This window comes from Aequorivita sediminis (assembly GCF_032080575.2).
Lineage (GTDB): Bacteria > Bacteroidota > Bacteroidia > Flavobacteriales > Flavobacteriaceae > Aequorivita > Aequorivita sediminis.
Genome location: NZ_JAVLSO020000009.1, coordinates 21,180 through 39,251, shown reverse-complemented (window position 1 = coordinate 39,251; position 18,072 = coordinate 21,180). Strand labels below are relative to the sequence as shown.

At 34.9% G+C, this 18,072-nt stretch carries 17 protein-coding genes; 3 read left to right on the top strand and 14 right to left on the bottom strand.

Translation table 11 applies throughout. The features are described 5' to 3' along the window. Positions 1-95 precede the first annotated feature (95 nt). From ribB to RT250_RS12000, 11 genes are all read right to left on the bottom strand, one after another. Positions 96-1,244, bottom strand: coding sequence for a 3,4-dihydroxy-2-butanone-4-phosphate synthase (gene ribB, locus RT250_RS12050; protein WP_313115037.1), 1,149 nt, complete (start codon positions 1,242-1,244; stop codon positions 96-98). A 115-nt stretch (positions 1,245-1,359) separates the two neighbouring features. Further along, a complete protein-coding gene (locus RT250_RS12045; RefSeq protein ID WP_313115036.1) occupies positions 1,360-2,799 on the bottom strand; it encodes an LptF/LptG family permease in 1,440 nt (479 codons plus the stop codon). Between the two features lie 10 nt (positions 2,800-2,809). Continuing rightward, positions 2,810-3,448: an outer membrane lipoprotein periplasmic chaperone LolA1 gene (gene lolA1 / locus RT250_RS12040; protein ID WP_313115035.1), complete on the bottom strand. Its 639-nt coding sequence runs from the start codon at positions 3,446-3,448 to the stop codon at positions 2,810-2,812. A 1-nt stretch (position 3,449) separates the two neighbouring features. Continuing rightward, positions 3,450-5,831, bottom strand: coding sequence for a DNA translocase FtsK (locus RT250_RS12035; RefSeq protein ID WP_313115034.1), 2,382 nt, complete (start codon positions 5,829-5,831; stop codon positions 3,450-3,452). Between the two features lie 160 nt (positions 5,832-5,991). Continuing rightward, a complete protein-coding gene (locus RT250_RS12030) occupies positions 5,992-6,351 on the bottom strand; it encodes a diacylglycerol kinase family protein (RefSeq protein WP_313115032.1) in 360 nt (119 codons plus the stop codon). Further along, positions 6,351-6,851: a thiol peroxidase gene (gene tpx, locus RT250_RS12025; RefSeq protein WP_313115031.1), complete on the bottom strand. Its 501-nt coding sequence runs from the start codon at positions 6,849-6,851 to the stop codon at positions 6,351-6,353. The genes RT250_RS12030 and tpx overlap by 1 nt, the downstream gene beginning before the upstream one ends. Before the next feature lie 180 nt (positions 6,852-7,031). Then, a complete protein-coding gene (locus RT250_RS12020; protein WP_313115030.1) occupies positions 7,032-7,280 on the bottom strand; it encodes a DUF6952 family protein in 249 nt (82 codons plus the stop codon). Further along, on the bottom strand, positions 7,261-7,575 hold the full coding sequence (locus RT250_RS12015) for a thioredoxin family protein (RefSeq protein ID WP_313115029.1): 315 nt from the start codon (positions 7,573-7,575) through the stop codon (positions 7,261-7,263). The genes RT250_RS12020 and RT250_RS12015 overlap by 20 nt, the downstream gene beginning before the upstream one ends. A 3-nt stretch (positions 7,576-7,578) precedes the next feature. Continuing rightward, positions 7,579-8,214 carry a peroxiredoxin gene (locus tag RT250_RS12010; RefSeq protein WP_313115027.1) on the bottom strand — a complete coding sequence of 212 codons (636 nt, stop codon included), beginning with the start codon at positions 8,212-8,214 and terminating at the stop codon, positions 7,579-7,581. A gap of 151 nt (positions 8,215-8,365) precedes the next feature. After that, complete coding sequence (gene nhaC / locus RT250_RS12005; protein WP_313115026.1) at positions 8,366-9,859, bottom strand: Na+/H+ antiporter NhaC; 1,494 nt, start codon at positions 9,857-9,859, stop codon at positions 8,366-8,368. Between the two features lie 110 nt (positions 9,860-9,969). After that, a complete protein-coding gene (locus RT250_RS12000; protein ID WP_313115025.1) occupies positions 9,970-11,172 on the bottom strand; it encodes an aminotransferase class I/II-fold pyridoxal phosphate-dependent enzyme in 1,203 nt (400 codons plus the stop codon). A gap of 168 nt (positions 11,173-11,340) precedes the next feature. Between RT250_RS12000 and lpdA the strand changes: the two genes are divergently transcribed. Continuing rightward, entirely contained in the window at positions 11,341-12,744 is a 1,404-nt protein-coding gene (lpdA, locus tag RT250_RS11995) for a dihydrolipoyl dehydrogenase (RefSeq protein ID WP_313115023.1), read from the top strand. 95 nt (positions 12,745-12,839) lie between these two features. Here lpdA and RT250_RS11990 read toward each other — a convergent pair whose 3' ends face one another. Both RT250_RS11990 and RT250_RS11985 read right to left on the bottom strand, forming a co-directional pair. Then, a complete protein-coding gene (locus tag RT250_RS11990) occupies positions 12,840-13,424 on the bottom strand; it encodes a superoxide dismutase family protein (RefSeq protein ID WP_313115021.1) in 585 nt (194 codons plus the stop codon). 131 nt (positions 13,425-13,555) lie between these two features. Beyond that, the gene (locus RT250_RS11985) at positions 13,556-14,770 is read right to left on the bottom strand and encodes a bifunctional alpha/beta hydrolase/OsmC family protein (RefSeq protein ID WP_313115020.1); all 1,215 of its coding nucleotides are present in this window, start codon (positions 14,768-14,770) and stop codon (positions 13,556-13,558) included. Between the two features lie 180 nt (positions 14,771-14,950). Here RT250_RS11985 and RT250_RS11980 point away from each other — a divergent pair, with 180 nt between their 5' ends. Together RT250_RS11980 and RT250_RS11975 are read left to right on the top strand one after the other, a co-directional pair. Further along, complete coding sequence (locus RT250_RS11980; protein WP_313115019.1) at positions 14,951-16,072, top strand: vWA domain-containing protein; 1,122 nt, start codon at positions 14,951-14,953, stop codon at positions 16,070-16,072. Positions 16,073-16,146: 74 nt separating this feature from the next. Then, positions 16,147-17,610 (top strand): magnesium chelatase, encoded by a 1,464-nt coding sequence (locus tag RT250_RS11975; RefSeq protein WP_313115092.1) that lies wholly within the window; start codon positions 16,147-16,149, stop codon positions 17,608-17,610. Positions 17,611-17,672: 62 nt separating this feature from the next. Here RT250_RS11975 and RT250_RS11970 read toward each other — a convergent pair whose 3' ends face one another. After that, a complete protein-coding gene (locus RT250_RS11970; RefSeq protein ID WP_313115017.1) occupies positions 17,673-18,050 on the bottom strand; it encodes a LysM peptidoglycan-binding domain-containing protein in 378 nt (125 codons plus the stop codon). Between the last annotated feature and the right edge of the window lie 22 nt (positions 18,051-18,072).

Sequence of the window (18,072 nt, the reverse complement as noted above, 5' to 3'; positions counted from 1 at the left end):
CTCTGAAAACTTTATTTTGAAGTGACTATATTTAAGAAAATAAAACTTTAAAATTGGTTGACAGCTCTATTTGTTGGTTTTTAATAAATGAAGGTTTAGTATGAAACGTATTCTTTAATTTCTAAACCGTAACCAATCATTCCTACCCTTTTAGTTTGTTCGCTATTTGAAATCAAACGAATTTTATGAATTCCTAAATCATGAAGAATCTGTGCGCCAATTCCAAAATCTTTATTGTCCATTTCAATTCTTGGAGCTTTAGCAATTTCATTTGGTTTTTGCTTTTCTTTTAAATCTTTCAAACGGCTTAAAAGGTTTAAAGATTGACTTTGCTGATTGATAAATACAATAGCACCTTTCCCTTCCTTGTTAATCACATTAAACATGTCGTCCAATTTTTGCTCTGCATTATTGGTTAATGTTCCTAGAATATCACTATTTACTAGGGTAGCATTTACTCTAACCAAAACAGGTTCGTTTTCTTTCCAGTTTCCTTTGGTAAGTGCAATATGTATTTGATCGTTTGTTGTTTGTTTGTAGGCTCTAAGTCTAAACTCTCCAAATCTAGTGTTGATTTTAAAATCTTCTTTTTTCTCAATTAAAGAATCGTGCTCCATTCGGTATTTCACTAAATCTTCAATAGAAATAAGTTTTAAATCAAATTTTTTAGCAACTTCCATTAGTTGTGGAAGTCTTGCCATTGTACCATCTTCATTTAGAATTTCAACTAAAATCCCTGCAGGTTTTAAGCCAGCAAGTCTAGCTAAATCTATAGCAGCTTCGGTGTGTCCTGTTCTTCTTAATACACCACCTTCTTTAGCGCGCAATGGGAAAATATGCCCTGGTCTACCTAAATCGTGACTCTTGGTATTTTCATCTACTAAAGCTTTAATAGTTTTTGCTCTATCGTGAACCGAAATTCCTGTAGTACAACCGTGGCCAATTAAATCTACAGATACTGTAAATTGAGTATGATGTAAAACAGTGTTGTTTTCAACCATCATATTCAATTCAAGTTCGTTACATCTTTCTTCAGTTAAAGATGCACAAATAAGCCCTCTGCCGTGAGTGGCCATAAAATTTATCATTTCTGGCGATACCATTTCGGCAGCCGCAATAAAATCACCTTCATTTTCTCTGTTCTCATCATCAACAACAATAATTATTTTACCCTTGCGGATATCCTCAATGGCTTCTTCTATGGTGTTGAGTTGAATTGAATTTTCTTTATTTGTAGAAATCATAGCTTAAAATTGTGAGTGCAAAGATAATGGAAACGCCCATAAATAAACATGAGAATGAGGTATTCTTTATTGGGATTGAGAATGATGAAATCCTAATTGAATTTGTAAGGAAAACCTACTTCTTTTTTTTAATAAAATAGAACAATCGTCCAATGCGTTGAATGAATGAGTCGAAGTCGAATATTCCTTGATCTGTAGTGGCTCTATAGGTTAACCATATGCTTAATGGGAACATAATTGCGGTACTTAACCAAGTAGCAATAAATGGATGCATCGTTCCATCTTCAGCACTGTTTTTAGCAAAAATACCAATAAAATGATAGGTTAAAAATAGTAGTATTGCTACCACCATAGGCAATCCCATACCGCCTTTTCTGATAATAGCACCAAGCGGAGCTCCTACAAAGAAGAGAATGATACAAGCGAATCCTAAAACATATTTTTCGTGTAAGGCTATTTCCGTTTTATTGAGTCGCTTTGTTTTGTTTCTGAATTCAACCTTTTTAGCATCTATCGCTTGAACAGTTCCTTTGGCGTTGTTTAATGCTAGTTTTATAATTTGATGTTGATGAGTAGGATTGTAAATTTCTAATATGCTATTAATGGCAGGAGGTACAGAAGAGTCATCTACATTGATATCATTGAATTTTTCAATTCCACTGCGGTAGTACATATTTTTTGTGTACGATTCAACATCTTTTGAATAACTTCTTGAGAGCGAATCTATTTCAACTCTTAATTCGCTACTGTTATACATATTCTGGTTGTCGATATTATTGTCCTTATCAATATCTTTCTCATTCAACTCGGTAAGGTCAATATTTATTGCGTACTCTTCAAAGTAGCTTTTAGCAAAAGGTTCTCTCTTTTTGGTGGCAGGTTTTTTTGATTGAATTTCTTCGTAATAGTTTCCCTCTTTCAAAATTAAGGAAAGTGTATTACTACCTTCTTCGCTGGCTAACTCACCCTTATTTGCAATAATAACAGTAAAGTTACCCGTAGGTCTATCTTCATTCTTTTTATGAATTACAACGTCCTCTAAGAACTGACCGCGATCGCCAGTTTTCTTTTCCACCTTTATATTAAACAAATCTCCAATCTGACTAAATTGTCCTTCAGAAATAACCATAGAAGGTTTAAACTGAGAAATATTTCGTCTTAGATTTTGCCATTTATATTCAGAATATGGAATAACATTGTTAGCGAAGAAAAATGCAGTAATAGCAAGGATTCCTATAAAGCCAATCACACTTCCCATAGCTCGCTGTAGCGAAATTCCAGTAGATTTCATGGCAGCAAACTCATACTTTTCAGCAAAACTACCGAAAACCATTAAAGAGGTTACTAAAACAGTAAGCGGAAGAACTAAGGGTATTAATCTTGGAGATACAAACCATAAAAACTTCATTACAATCCAAAAGTCAAGATCTTTCCCTGCAAGTTCGGAGATGTAAAGCCAGATGGTCTGAAGCACAAAAATGAACATTAAAATAATGAAGACGCTTATAAACGTCTTCAAAAATGTTACTAATATGTACCTGTCAAGTATCTTCACTTATAAGGGCTTATAGGTTATTGATGTAGTAGCCGTCTTTTTTGTACTTAGCCTCGTCAAAAGTAAATAAGGTTTTTGAAACAGGTAAGTTTGTCTTAAAAGAATTAACTGTTAGAGTGTATTTTGTTCCTTGGTTATCTGTTTGTATCAATTTGTAGATGTGTTTTGTCTGCGCATCAATCCCCAAAAGAATATTTTTAATTTCTGCGTTAGAGTCGATTGGCATCAACTTTACATATTGAATTTTTCTTCCTTTTACATTTTGAACAATGTCCATTTTGTAGTTGTAACCGTTTTCGTAAAAAGTCAACATTTTTGAAGGAGTAATTTCCTTATCATCTTTTGGGTTGTAAGAAGAAATAGTTACTTCTTCATCTTCAGGAACGATGGTGTATATTTTTTTACCGTCGAAAATTCGGGTTGTCCCTAACATATTCAAAACATATTTGTCACCTTGTAGTGTTACGTCACCACGAGTGTCTTGATTTACGTTTTCTTTTGAATTGTTTAAGTTGTATTTGAAATCTATGGCTATGTTGTCATAGCTTTTCACTTTTTCAGAAACCTCCTTAAGTAAAGATTTGGCATCTTGTGCTTGTGTAAATGTAGTGATAAAAAGAGCTATTAAAATAATGCTTATGTTTTTCATTTTAGGTGTTTTTTGTTTCGTTTTCTAATAATTGATTTAATGCGTCAATAGTTGGAACTAAAACTAATCGTGCTTTGCTGCCTTCAAAAGGGCCAACAATTCCTGCTGCCTCTAATTGATCTATAATTCTACCAGCTCTATTATACCCCAACTTTAGCTTTCGCTGTAGTAATGAGGCGGAACCTTGCTGCGCAATTACAAGAACTTCGGCTGCTTCACGGAACAGTTTATCGCGTTCCTCTATGTCATTATCAAGAGTTGTGCCACCTTCTTCTCCAACGTATTCAGGGAGAAGGTGGGCATCTAGAAATGCTTTTTGCGAACCGATAAAATCTGTAATGTCATCAACTTCTGGTGTATCAACAAATGCACACTGTAAACGAGTTAATTCATTCCCTTGAGTGTACAACATATCCCCACGACCAATAAGTTGATCGGCTCCAGAATTATCCAGAATGGTACGGGAGTCTATTTTACTTGTTACTCTAAATGCAATTCTTGCAGGGAAGTTTGCTTTAATAATACCAGTAATAACATTTACTGATGGTCGCTGTGTAGCTACTATTAAGTGAATTCCAATAGCACGAGCTAACTGCGCAAGTCGAGCGATAGGAGTTTCAACTTCTTTTCCTGCAGTCATAATTAAATCTGCAAACTCATCGATAACTAATACGATATACGGTAAAAATCGATGCCCTTCATTAGGGTTTAGTTTCCTGTTTTTGAATTTGGTATTGTACTCTTTAATGTTGCGCACCATTGCATCTTTTAGCAAATCGTAACGAGCATCCATTTCAATACAAAGTGAGTTTAAAGTATTGATAACCTTAGTTGTATCAGTAATAATCGCTTCTTCTGAATCTGGAAGTTTAGCTAAAAAGTGACGTTCAATTTTATTGAATAGCGTAAGTTCAACCTTTTTTGGATCTACTAAAACAAATTTTACTTCAGCTGGATGCTTTTTGTATAGGAGGGAAGTAAGAATTGCATTAAGTCCAACCGATTTACCTTGACCTGTAGCTCCAGCCATAAGTAAGTGAGGCATTTTTGCAAGATCAACTACAAAAGTTTCGTTGCTAATTGTCTTACCAAAAGCAATTGGCAGTTCCATTTCAGCATTCTGAAATTTTGCCGATCCAATTACAGAACGCATCGAAACTATTTTAGGGTTTTTATTTGGGACTTCAATACCTATAGTACCACGTCCTGGAATTGGGGCAATAATTCTAATTCCTAAAGCCGATAGTGAAAGTGCAATATCATCCTCTAAGTTTTTAATTTTAGAAATACGAACGCCAGCATCGGGTACAATTTCATAAAGCGTTACGGTTGGCCCTACAGTTGCTTTAATATTTGCAATACCTATTTTATAATTGTTTAGCGTTTCTACAATTCTATTTTTGTTTTCTTCAAGTTCTTCTTGGTCTATGGTAATTGCTCCACCGATGGTATGGTCGCGCAATAACTCTAGCGTTGGAAATCTGTATTTACTCAATTCCAATCTAGGGTCGAATTCTCCATAGTCTTTTACAAGCTTTTCACTTAAAGTGTCAACCTCTTCTTCTTCAGCTGCTTGTTCGACCTCCATATCAACATCACCTTCCGTTTCAGATTTTAAAATAATTTTTTCTTTAGGAGGTGAGGGTGGAGTAGAAGTTGGCTTTTCCACAACCTCAACAGTTTCTTCTTTTGATAGTTTTGATACTTCTTCTGTATTAGAAGTGATTGTGTTTTTGCCTTCTTCAGAAATTTTAGTTTTTGGCGTAGTTTCGTTTGATTTGAATTCTGAAATTATCTCGTTTTTAGACTTTCTAAGCGCGCCAATTACTGTCTCCGGAGTAAGTTTAAGGCGGACAACTAGATAGATTATAAGGATAAATGTCATCACTAATATTGTTCCGATTAACCCTAAGTAATCTTGCATATAATCATTGGCCTCGTAACCAATAATTCCACTAAAGAGTGTTGTTTTTTCATTGAAGAAACCGAAGAATATGGAGAACCATAACATTAATAATAATCCCCAGAACCAGAATCTTAACAGTTGTTTTTTATCAAAATCAAAGAAGTAATACACTCCTGTAAGACCAATGAGAATAGCTAGAAAATAGGCAGCTATTCCAAACCCGTCATATATAAAAAAGTGAGCTATATTGGCTCCAAACTTATTTAATAAGTTTTCTGTTTGAAGTTCGCGTTCGTTAAAAATACCAATTTCGCTTTGATCGGTTTTCCAAGTAAAAAAATACGAGGTAAATGAAATCAAAAGAGCAACCCCTAACAAAAATAAAAAGCTACCTAAAATTATTTTCTGTTGTTTAGATAACTTAAAACTTATTTTTTTTGGCGGTGTCTTGGCGGTTTTTTTCTTTTTCTTGGCCATTAATGGAACAGTTGTCTTTTTTGCAAAAATACAAATATAGAACTTGTAATTTTCAAAATGTAAACTTCAAATTTTTTAAATTGTTTTAAATATTAAATGTTAGAAGTTTATATATTATACGGGTATAAACTTCTAAAATAAAGGAAATTAATCTGAATTTTTAAAATTTTGGGATATAAATAATGCATCCTATAATTACAGCAGTAATTGCACCAAAGAATACTGCACCTGCAGCAATGTCTTTTATAAAGCCAATTTTAGTATGAAAATTAGGGTGAATAAAATCTGCTATTCCTTCAATTGCCGAATTTAGCCCCTCTAGACCTAAAACTAACCCTATCGCAAAAATCTGAAACATCCACTCCGTAGTGGAAATTTTAAAATAGAAACCTGCTATAGTCATTAACACACCTATTATAGCTTGAACTTGAATGCTTGGTTCGGTGCGAAGCAATAAATAAGCGCCCTTTATAGCATAGCCAGCCCCTTTAAGGCGTTTACCTAAAAAGGTTTCCCACATTATAAAAGTGTTTTTAGTGCAGAAAGATAATCTGGTTCTTCTCCAATCTCTGGAACTAGTTGACTATGGATTACTTTTCCTTCTTCATCTAAAACAACAACTGCTCTAGAATGAAGACCTTTTAAAGCGCCAGTAGTCATTTCCACTCCATATTTCTTTCCAAACTCTCCAGTGCGAAAGTCTGATAGGTTATTTACGTTTCTCAATTCTTCTTCACTTACAAAACGCTTATGAGCGAATGGAAGGTCTTTTGAAATGCACAACACTTTTGTATTGTCTAAACCAGTAGCTTTTTCGTTGAACTTTCTTACCGAGGTAGCACAAACATTAGTGTCAATACTCGGGAAGATGTTCATTACAACTCGAGATCCCTTGTAGTCTGATAACTTTTTAGTGCCTAAATCTTCTGATGTTAATTCAAAATCTGGAGCTGAATCTCCAATTTGTGGTAGACTTCCAATAGTTTCGATGTCTTTTCCGCCTAATTTTATATGTGCCATAGTATTTCTTTTAAATGAGGGATAAAGATAAGAATTCGTTTTTTGTTAATCTATCAACAAGTTCTTAAAGAAAAGAGTTTTTTACTCGACTGTTAAGATAGGTATGTTTATTATACTTTATACAAAAGAAAAGGCCGTCTAAAATTTAGACGGCCTTTGTTGTAATTATAAAATGTAAAATTATCGGTCTATAGAGCCTATTACTTTTTGTGCAAATGCATTAGCAGCATCGCGCTCAGGCATTCCATCTTCAATCATTTTATGAACTTCTACCGCACCACAAAGGTTGGTGATAAGCTCTCCAATAACGTCCAATTCTTCATCTGAAATTCTATTGTATTCGCTAAACGATTCTAAAACTTCAATACAGTTTTCTATCTGTTCTGATGAATTGTTTCGCTGAATATGTCTAATTACCGGTAACTTCATCTATAAGACTCTTTAAAGGTTCAACTTTATTCGTTTGAACTTGGTTTACTAATTCGCCATTTTTGAAAGTTGCGAAAGTTGGTAAATTATTCACATTAGCCATCTTTCTGCTTTCAGGAAACTTCTCAGCATCTACCATAACGAATTTGTAACCATCAGTTTCTGTCGCCAATTTTTTAAATTTTGGCTTCATCAATCTACAATTGCCACACCATCCTGCAGAATATTGAACTATTACGTTCTTTTCTTCAGATACAAATTGCTGCAGGCTATCATCTTTTAGCTCTACTACCATATCTTAATTTCTTAAATATGTAGCAACTCCTTCGCGATTAGCAATCATTGCTTCTTTACCTTCTTCCCAGTTTGCTGGACATACTTCACCGTTCTTCTGAACGTGAGTATAAGCATCAACTAATCTTAGGTATTCATTCACGTTTCTTCCAAGTGGCATATCGTTTACACTTTCGTGGAAAACTTTTCCTTCCTCATCAATTAAGTAAGTTGCACGGTAAGTTACGTTATCACCCTCTACTGTGTAAAGACCAGTTTCTTCATCATACTTTTCATTTTTAATATCAAGAATACCTAAGGCGTTAGATAGATTACGATTAGTATCTGCAAGTAATGGGTAAGTAACACCTTCAATTCCACCTTCATCTTTTGGAGTGTTTAACCAAGCAAAATGAACTTCTGGAGTATCACAAGATGCACCAATTACCATTGTGTTTCTATCTTCAAATTGTGAAAGTACTTCTTGGAAAGAATGAATTTCAGTTGGGCAAACAAACGTAAAGTCTTTTGGATACCAGAAAAGCAAAACTTTTTTGTTATTCTTTTTTGCTTCTTCTAATACATTTAACTTAAAAGTATCTCCCATTTCGTTCATTGCGTCTACTGCGATGTTTGGGAAATTTTTTCCTACTAATGACATAATTTTATTGTTTATTAAGGTTAATAATTTTCTTCTACAAAGATAAGAACAACCCTAATATTTAATAGAGATCCTCAATGGATTAATTTATAATTCGATAGGTTTTGTCGATAGGTTAAATTTTTAACAATAAGAAAAAGCTATGAGTCGATTATGCGGTTTCTATTGTAGCTAACTGTCTGATTTTAATTCTGAAAGCCGCAAAAAGTAAAGTAGTAAACGGACTCAACCAGTTGAAAATTGCATAACCTGCATAATGTAGCGTGTCCACACCTAAAACTCCACTATGGTAAGCACCACAAGTATTCCAAGGGATTAATACTGAAGTTACAGTTCCACTATCCTCGAGAGTTCTTGAAAGGTTTTCTGGTGCAAGACCTTTATCTTTAAATGCCTGTGCATACATTTTTCCCGGAACAACGATAGCTAAATACTGATCACTTGCTGTAAGGTTTATTGCTAAACAACTTGCAACAGTACTGGCGAAAAGTCCAAAGGTAGTGTGAAACAATTTCAACAGCGCTCTACTAATAGCCGATAATGCACCAATTGCATCCATAATCCCTCCAAATGTCATTGCGCAAATAATTAACCATACCGTATTTAACATGCCAGACATCCCTCCAGCTGAAAACAAATCCTTTAATGATTCATTGTCCGTCGCAATAGAACTATCAACGGTTATTGCGTTCATTATTCCTTTATAGCCAGATTCAAAAGTTAAAGAAGTTCCTCCTCCAACAGAAGCTACAATGTCTGGTTGAAAAATTAATGCGGCTACACCTCCAAGCAAGGAACCAATTAATAGGGCAATAAGTGGAGATGTTTTTTTAACAATCATGACAATTACCGCGATCGGAACTACAAACAACCAAGGGCTTACATTTATAGATTTCTCTACAGAAGCTAAAATGGCTTGCGTATCTGCTGTTCCTGTAGTATCAATATTCAACCCTAATATTATAAATACAAATAAAGTTACCGTTAATGTAGGAACGGTAGTATAGAGCATATATCTAATATGTGTAAACAAATCTGTTCCTGCCATTGCAGGAGCAAGGTTGGTTGTATCACTTAAAGGTGAAATTTTATCCCCAAAATAAGCTCCAGAAAGAATTGCACCAGCCGTCATTCCAAGGGGAATGTTCATAGCATCTGCAATACCCACTAAGGCAATACCTACTGTTGCAGAGGTTGTCCAGCTACTTCCCGTTGCAACTGAAATAACAGCACAAATTATAACACAAGAAGCTAAGAAAATAGTAGGATTTAAAATCTGTAATCCATAATAAATCATTGTTGGGATTATCCCGCTAATTAGCCAAGTTCCTGCCAATGCACCAACCATTAATAATATTAATATAGCCCCAGCAGTCGATTTAATATTGGAGGCTACTTCTTCTATCATTTGGTCGAATTTAACTTTGTTAAAGAAGCCTACAATAGCTGCTACAGCAGCTCCCATTAAAAGTATAAACTGGTTGCTTCCACTTAAAGCATCATCGCCATAAGCTACAAATACATTGTAAAAAAGCATTATTACTAATGCAACCACAGGTATTAAAGCCTCCCATATACTTAATTCAAAATTTTCAACAGCATCTTCGTTTTTTGGGTCCGTAGGCTTAATATCTTGGCTTTGCATAGTTTGATTTATTTTAGGAATGTAATGTTACGATTTTGAAAAAACTTACGCAAATTAAAAAAGGGGAACAGATTGTCTGTTCCCCTTTTTAATTATAAACAAATAAGAATTTATTTTAAAATTCCAACTTTAACCATGCACTCACGCATCATCGTGTAAGTGCGTTCAATGTCGTTATCTAAACCAATGCTAAAACGTATTAATCCATCGCTTAATCCCATTTCTTTTTGTTCGTCTTCTGGAATTTCAGAAGAAGTAGAAGATCCTGGAGCGCTAAACAATGTTTTATAAAATCCTAAACTTACAGCTAAATAACCAAGATTGCGTTCTTGCATTAACTCCATTAATTCATTAGCCTTATCAATGCTGCCAGCATCAACAGTTAGCATTCCACCATAGCCGTATTCTTTATTCATCATTTTTTTATAAATCTCGTGTCCTGAATGCGATTTTAATCCCGGATATACGGTTTTTAAGCCGTCAGTCTCGAATTTTTCAGCTAAATACAAAGCGTTTTCGCTATGTTGCTTAACTCGTATATGAAGCGTTCTTAGGTTTTTTAATATTGAAGCAGCACGCATACTATCCATTGCAGGACCTAGAAGCATATTTGCCCCGTCGTTTACATTTCGTAAGCTATCAATAAATTCTTGGGTACCACAAGTAACGCCACCCATGGTATCACTACTTCCATTTATAAATTTTGTTAAACTGTGAAGTACAACATCGGCTCCTAGTTTTGCTGGAGAAAGGCTTAATGGGGAAAAAGTGTTATCTACTAATAATTGAAGGTTGTGTTTTTTTGCAATTTTAGAAAGTCCTTCAATATCGGCAATTTCCAAAAGTGGATTGCTTACTGTCTCGCAGTAAAGAACCTTAGTGTTTTCAGTAATTGCTGCCTCAACCTGATCAAGTTTAGTAATGTCTACAAATTTAGTTTCAATATTTAGTCTTGGTGCAAAGTTTTTAAGAAATGCATAAGTCCCACCATAAATAGTACGACTAGAAACTATATGGTCTCCAGCTTTACACAGTTGTAGTAGTGCAGGAGTTATTGCGCCCATCCCGCTTGCAGCAACATTTGCTGTTTCTGTGCCTTCCATTGCAGCGAGAGCTTGCCCTAGGTATAAATTTGATGGACTCGTGTGTCGCGAATAAAGATAACATCCGTCTGCATTTCCTTCAAAAGTATCGAACATAGTTTTTGCGGAAAGAAATGTGTAAGTAGAAGAGTCTGATATAGAAGGGTTAACGCCTCCAAATTCTCCAAAGTATTGTAAATCTTGAATTTTATCTGCTGGTTTAAATGCCATGATTGTCTTTTTATTGTTGTTTCACAAATTTGCGAAAATTTATAGGAGTGGTCAAATTATAAAAGCAATTACTTTTTAATGATAAAACTTTAACTTTTAAACCGCTAAACTTTTAAACTATTAAGCAGTATTGTACCTTTGCATCTTCAAATAAAAAACACATACAAGATGTCAAAATATGATGTAGCAGTAATAGGTTCTGGTCCTGGTGGCTATGTAGCAGCAATTCGTTGCGCACAATTGGGTTTGAAAACCGCAATTATAGAAAAGTACGATGTATTGGGAGGTACTTGCCTTAATGTTGGCTGTATTCCTAGTAAAGCCTTATTAGACTCTTCACATCACTACGAAGATGCTATGAAGCACTTCGAAGATCACGGAATTGAAATTCCAGGCGATATTAAGCTTAATTTCAAGAAAATGATCGAGCGCAAAGCTTCTGTTGTAGATCAAACTACCAAAGGAATTGTGTATTTGATGGATAAAAATAAAATCGATGTTTATACGGGAATGGGTTCATTTAAAGATGCTACTCATATCGATATAACTAACGGCAAGAAAACCGAAACCATCGAAGCAAAAAATACAATTATTGCTACTGGAAGTAAACCTTCAACGCTACCTTTTATTAAGTTAGATAAAGAAAGAGTTATTACTTCAACTGAAGCATTAAGTTTAAAAGAAGTGCCTAAGCACCTAGTTGTTATTGGTGGTGGGGTAATTGGTTTAGAATTAGGCCAGGTTTACCGTCGTTTAGGTGCAGAAGTTTCTGTTATTGAATATATGGACAGAATTATTCCTACTATGGACGCTGCCCAGAGTAAAGAACTTACAAAGGCAATGAAGAAACAAGGGGTTAAATTTTACCTTTCACATAAAGTTTCTGATGTTTCTAAAAAAGGAAAAGAAGTTGTAATTACTGCAACCGATAAGAAAGATAAAGAAGTTACCTTTAAAGGTGATTACTGCTTAGTTTGTGTAGGTAGAAAACCTTATACAGATGGACTGAAAGCAGAAAATGCTGGGGTAAAAGTTACTGAGCGTGGAATGATTGATGTAAACGACCAACTTCAAACTAACATTAGCAATATTTACGCTATTGGTGATGTTGTTAGAGGTGCAATGTTAGCTCATAAAGCTTCAGAAGAAGGAACTTTAGTGGCTGAAATTATTGCGGGTCAAAAACCACATATCAATTACAATTTAATTCCAGGTGTAGTTTATACTTGGCCGGAAGTTGCTTCTGTAGGTAAAACAGAAGAGCAGCTAAAAGAAGCTAAAGTAGAATACAAAGCAGGACAATTCCCAATGCGGGCATTAGGAAGAAGCCGTGCAAGTGGCGATATTGATGGTTTTGTGAAAATTCTTTCAGATAAAAACACAGATGAAGTACTAGGTGTACATATGGTAGGGGCCAGAGTTGCCGATTTAATTGCTGAAGCTGTTGTAGCTATGGAATTCCGCGCTAGTGCCGAAGATATTGCTAGAATGAGTCACGCACACCCAACGTATGCCGAAGCAGTAAAAGAAGCTGCACTTGCCGCGACTGATGATAGAGCTATTCACGTATAGAAAAAGTGAATTACGATAAATGGTGAGTAACCATATAAAAAAAGCATCTTGAGATATTTCAAGATGCTTTTTCACTATATCAGTTTTATTGTAAATTACTCAATAATTCCTCCGCAAGAAACACGTCCACCAGCATCACCTGTTGGTTGTGAAACAAAATCGTCTTCACCGTCGTGAACTATTATAGCTTTCCCAACAATGTTTTTATTTTCATCATCACATCCAATACACCATTCGTCGGTTTCCATGGAAATTTTTGCCATTCCATTAGCATCAGCAACCATATTTCCTATGTCACCTTTATGATATCCTTCGGCATCTCCCCACTTACCGTGTCTTTGATGAGTTGGGTTCCAGTGACCTCCTGTTGAAGTTCCATCATCTGCACTACAGTCTGCTTTTTCATGAATATGAATCGCGTGAGTACCTTCAGTTAAGCCTTCAAATTTTGCATCCATTTTTACCACTCCATTTTCTTCAGTAAAGACAACCTGACCAATAGCATTACTTCCACTTTTAGACTCCATCATTACCGATAGCGTTTTCGGAGCTTCCTTTACTTCCTCCACCTCAACCGATTCGGTTAATTCTTCTAAGGAATCAGTATCTTTTTTTTCGTTTTTACAACTTACAAAAGCTAACATTGCTGTAGCTGTAAGTAAAAGTCCTAATTTTTTCATTTAAAAAGTTTTTTAGTTTGTGTTGATTTTTAATTAATCATTAAAGGTAAGATTTCACCATCCCACAAACAAGAATTTAAAAAAATCTTAGCAGTTTTTATTAATAATGAACTTCTAATAATAGTAAAGCGCTATTCTACAAGTTTAGTGATAATTTGTGTTTTGCTATGAAGCGTTTTATGAACAGGGCATTTATCTGCAATTTGCATCAATTTCATTTTTTGCTCATCGGTTAGATTTCCTACTAATTTAATTTCACGATTAAATGTGTCAATTTTTGAAGATTTTTTTTCACATTCTTGACAATCTATAGCGTGTTCTTTTGAATAGTCTATATGCACGGTAACATTGCCTACATTCCAATTTTTTCTTCTCGCATACATTTGTATTGTCATAACTGTACATGCAGCAAGTCCTGCCGATAAAAATTCGTAAGGCGAAGGACCGAAGTTATTTCCGCCGAAAGATTTTGGCTCATCCGCAATTAAATAATGATCACCAACTTTTAAATTAGTGGTAAACTTCTCGTCTTGTCCTAAACTGGCAGCAACTTTACTTTTACTCTTTAATTCTTCAGTAGTAGGTATTTCTACATATCGCGAAGCCCATCCAGCAATAACTTCACCTACGTACTTGGAATCTTCTTTTTTCGAGAGCAAATGATCTACGCCGTCTAATGACACAAAGCTTTTTGGGTGATGAGCTGCAATATATATTTTTTCAGCATTTTTTATACCAACCGTCTTATCTTGAGGAGAGTGTAAAATTAACAGTGCTTTTCTAAGATCACTTACAACATGTTTTAAAGTGTTATTTTCTAAATCGTCTAGAAATTGTTTTTTTATGGTGAAATCTACCCCGCCTAAATTAACTCTAGCTTTCCCATTTTTAGTTATTTCTTGTTCGCTATCCTTTAATAAATGCATAACGTGCGATGGATCACTAGGAGAATTGATTACTGCAACAGCTTTTATAGATTCAAGTTTTGAAGCCGCAAAAATAGCCGCAGCCCCACCAAGCGAATGCCCAATAATAAGAGTAGGGGCTTGATAATTTTTTTCTAGGAAATTAGCTGCTTCTATAAGGTCATCAACGTTTCCTGAAAAATTAGTATTTTCAAAATCTCCTTCGCTTTCACCTAACCCTGTAAAATCAAATCGCAACACTCCAAATCCTACATTCGTTAGTGCTCGACCAACATTTTTTACAGCAGTTAAGTTTTTGGTGCATGTAAAACAATGCGCAAATATTACAAAATTATGAGGCTTCTGGTCTAACGGAAGTTCTAAACGACCTGCTAATTGCTCTTCATCTTTATTAGTAAAGGATACCTTATGGATATTCATAAAAATCGTTTTTGATTAAATTACAAATTATAAAAATATATATAGCTTTAAAATTAAGTATTTTACAAAGGAAAAACGGAAAGTTTCTCTGAATTAATTCTACAGTGTTCAATAGTAGTTTTAATGCTAGTTTAACGTTTACTTGTTTTATTTAAACATCAAATCCGTTACATTTATAAGATGAATAAAAAAGGACTTAAAAGTGGATTTGTCTTCACCAAGCACACTCCTAAAGAGCTGTCTCCTTTCGAAAAACTCTTAGATGTTTTCCAAGAATTAATAACGCATACTTCCGGGGATGTCGATGAAGCTTTAGAGTGGTTAAAGCAATTGGATGACGAGTATAAACTTACCAATGAAGATTACACATTAGAAGATTTTGTAGAAGATCTTAAAAAGAAAGGGTATTTACGTGAAGAAATTAAAGTTGACGGAAAGGGAGGTTTAGCCATTACCGATAAAACCGAAAGAGCACTTCGAAAGCGAGCTTTAGAACAAATTTTCGGGAAATTGCGAAAAAGTGGCGCAGGGAATCATCGCACCAAACAAACAGGGAGAGGCGATGAGCAAGCAGGAGAATTTCGTTCCTATCGATTTGGAGATTCACTCGAACAGATTTCAATGACCGAGAGCTTTAAAAATGCACAGATAAATCACGGTTTAGGCGAATTTACACTGTCTGAAAACGATTTGGTTGTTGAAGAAACGATGTATAAAACCCAGATGAGTACAGTGTTAATGATAGATATAAGCCATAGTATGATTCTTTACGGCGAAGATAGAATCACCCCCGCTAAAAAAGTGGCAATGGCTTTATCCGAATTTATTACAACGCGATATCCAAAAGATACTTTAGATATTTTGGTATTCGGAAATGACGCCTGGCCAATTCAAATTAAAGATTTACCATATTTAAATGTAGGTCCTTACCACACCAATACAGTTGCTGGGTTGCAATTGGCAATGGATTTACTGCGAAGAAAAAGAAATACAAACAAACAGATTTTTATGATAACTGATGGAAAACCAAGCTGTGTTAGACTTCCCGATGGGCGTTATTATAAAAATAGCAATGGTTTAGATAGTTATATTGTTAATAAATGCTACTCCATGGCATCACAGGCTAGAAAACTTCACATTCCCATAACAACCTTTATGATTGCTGAGGACCCCTATTTAATGCAATTTATCGAACATTTTACCGCAGCAAATCAAGGGAAGGCATTTTACACTGGGTTGAAAGGACTAGGTGAAATGATTTTTAGCGACTATGAAACTAATAGAAGGAAGAGAATAAGGTAAAAAATCCGTTCCAAACAGGTAGAAATGACATTACCTATGTGGTTTAAAAACTTAAGAAAGAAAAAGAAATGAATATAGATATATCTAAAATAAAAACATTAGGCGACCTTCAAAAGTCAGATTACGAATCAAAACCTGTAAAGGAGGAACTTCGCAGGAACCTTCTTCATAAGATAATGAAAAAAGAAAGTCCGTTTGTAGGAATTCACGGATATGAATTAACAGTAATTCCAGCCCTGGAACGAGCCATATTGTCTAAACACAATATTAATCTTCTTGGCCTGCGAGGACAAGCAAAAACCCGGTTAGCACGGCAAATGGTTGAATTATTAGATGAGTATATCCCGATTGTGGAAGGTAGCGAAGTAAATGACGATCCTTTTAATCCTATTTCTCGATATGCTAAAAATTTAATAAAAGAAGAAGGGGATAATACTCCTATAAGTTGGTTGCATAGAGATAATCGTTTTTTTGAAAAACTTGCCACACCGGATGTTACGGTAGCTGATATTATAGGCGATGTGGACCCTATTAAAGCAGCCAATTTAAAACTGAATTATGCAGATGATCGTGTAATTCATTTTGGGATGATTCCGCGTAGTAATCGATGCATATTTGTAATTAATGAATTGCCAGATTTGCAACCGCGAATTCAAGTGGCGTTGTTTAATATTCTCCAAGAAGGAGATGTACAAATTAGGGGTTTTGCCTTGCGATTACCATTGGATATACAATTTGTATTTACGGCGAATCCGGAAGATTATACTAATCGTGGTAGTATTGTTACACCATTAAAAGATAGAATAGGGTCGCAAATTCTTACTCATTATCCAGAAAGCATAAAAACAGCTCGTGCTATTACTGAGCAAGAGACCGACCAAGCTACAAAAGAAAAATCTGGTGTTTATGTTCCGGATTTAGCAAAAGATGTTTTAGAACAAATTAGTTTTGAAGCACGAGAAAATGATTATATAGACGTTAAAAGTGGCGTAAGCGCTAGATTGAGTATTACAGCGTTTGAAAACTTATTGAGCACCGCAGAGAGAAGAGCATTGCATAACGGAGTGCAGAAAACTTCTGTTAGGTTAGGTGACTTCGTAGGCATTATCCCTGCAATTACTGGTAAAATTGAATTGGTGTATGAAGGAGAACAAGAAGGAGTAAATCAAGTGGCTCAGCAGTTAATAGTTGATGCAGTAGACACTACTTTTAAAGATCGTTTTCCAAAAATTGAGAAACTTGCCAAAGAAGGAGCTGACGATCCGTATGCTGAAATTGTTTCTTGGTTTTTTGAAGAAAGTGATTTTGAATTATTGGACTCTTACTCCGATGAGGAATATAGAATGGAGCTTGATAGGATAACTCCTTTACAGGAATTGATAGAAATACATCAGCCTGATACTTCAAAAAAGGATATTTACTTTTTAAAAGAAGTAATTTTATGGGGACTAGCAGCCAATAACAAGTTAAGTAAATTTAGTATTGGCAATGGACTTCATTTTAAAGATGTTTATGGTGGCTATATAAGTGGACTATAGGTTATAATTAAAAAAGGCTGTCAAAATTTTGACAGCCTTTTTTGATAAATGCTTATAGAATATTAAGGGTTTGGAATCACCAACTCATCACCAGGATGAATAAGATCTGCAGACTTTAATTTACCTCTATTAGCTTCAAAAATAGCATTGTATTTGTTTGCATCACCATAGTATTTCTTAGCAATCTTACTTAAAGATTCACCGCTTTGTACAGTGTGATGTGCAAAAACAGAACTATCCGCAACTTTAATGTCAGCCATAATGTCTGTAGGGTTTTCACCACCAACTCGCTTAATTTCATCCCAAATTAAGTTTTTGTCGTATTGAGTCTTTGCCGTACCCCAAACTTTAAGTTGACCATTTTCTTCTTTTACATCACCCTCTTGGATGTTAAGTTTTTCTCCTAAATCCAGAACACTCTGGTATTTTGACTTAATCATTTTTTATAGTTTTTGTGTTAAT

Coding starts and splice junctions, on each gene's coding strand:
- tpx (WP_313115031.1), bottom strand. CDS start 6,851: ATGGCACATATAAAATTAGGCGGAAAAGACATCGAAACTATTGGAAGT.
- RT250_RS12020 (WP_313115030.1), bottom strand. CDS start 7,280: ATGAAGTTACCGGTAATTAGACATATTCAGCGAAACAATTCATCAGAA.
- RT250_RS11985 (WP_313115020.1), bottom strand. CDS start 14,770: ATGAATATCCATAAGGTATCCTTTACTAATAAAGATGAAGAGCAATTA.
- lolA1 (WP_313115035.1), bottom strand. CDS start 3,448: ATGAAAAACATAAGCATTATTTTAATAGCTCTTTTTATCACTACATTT.
- RT250_RS11980 (WP_313115019.1), top strand. CDS start 14,951: ATGAATAAAAAAGGACTTAAAAGTGGATTTGTCTTCACCAAGCACACT.
- RT250_RS11970 (WP_313115017.1), bottom strand. CDS start 18,050: ATGATTAAGTCAAAATACCAGAGTGTTCTGGATTTAGGAGAAAAACTT.
- ribB (WP_313115037.1), bottom strand. CDS start 1,244: ATGATTTCTACAAATAAAGAAAATTCAATTCAACTCAACACCATAGAA.
- RT250_RS12030 (WP_313115032.1), bottom strand. CDS start 6,351: ATGTGGGAAACCTTTTTAGGTAAACGCCTTAAAGGGGCTGGCTATGCT.
- nhaC (WP_313115026.1), bottom strand. CDS start 9,859: ATGCAAAGCCAAGATATTAAGCCTACGGACCCAAAAAACGAAGATGCT.
- RT250_RS12015 (WP_313115029.1), bottom strand. CDS start 7,575: ATGGTAGTAGAGCTAAAAGATGATAGCCTGCAGCAATTTGTATCTGAA.
- RT250_RS12010 (WP_313115027.1), bottom strand. CDS start 8,214: ATGTCATTAGTAGGAAAAAATTTCCCAAACATCGCAGTAGACGCAATG.
- RT250_RS12000 (WP_313115025.1), bottom strand. CDS start 11,172: ATGGCATTTAAACCAGCAGATAAAATTCAAGATTTACAATACTTTGGA.
- lpdA (WP_313115023.1), top strand. CDS start 11,341: ATGTCAAAATATGATGTAGCAGTAATAGGTTCTGGTCCTGGTGGCTAT.
- RT250_RS11990 (WP_313115021.1), bottom strand. CDS start 13,424: ATGAAAAAATTAGGACTTTTACTTACAGCTACAGCAATGTTAGCTTTT.
- RT250_RS12035 (WP_313115034.1), bottom strand. CDS start 5,831: ATGGCCAAGAAAAAGAAAAAAACCGCCAAGACACCGCCAAAAAAAATA.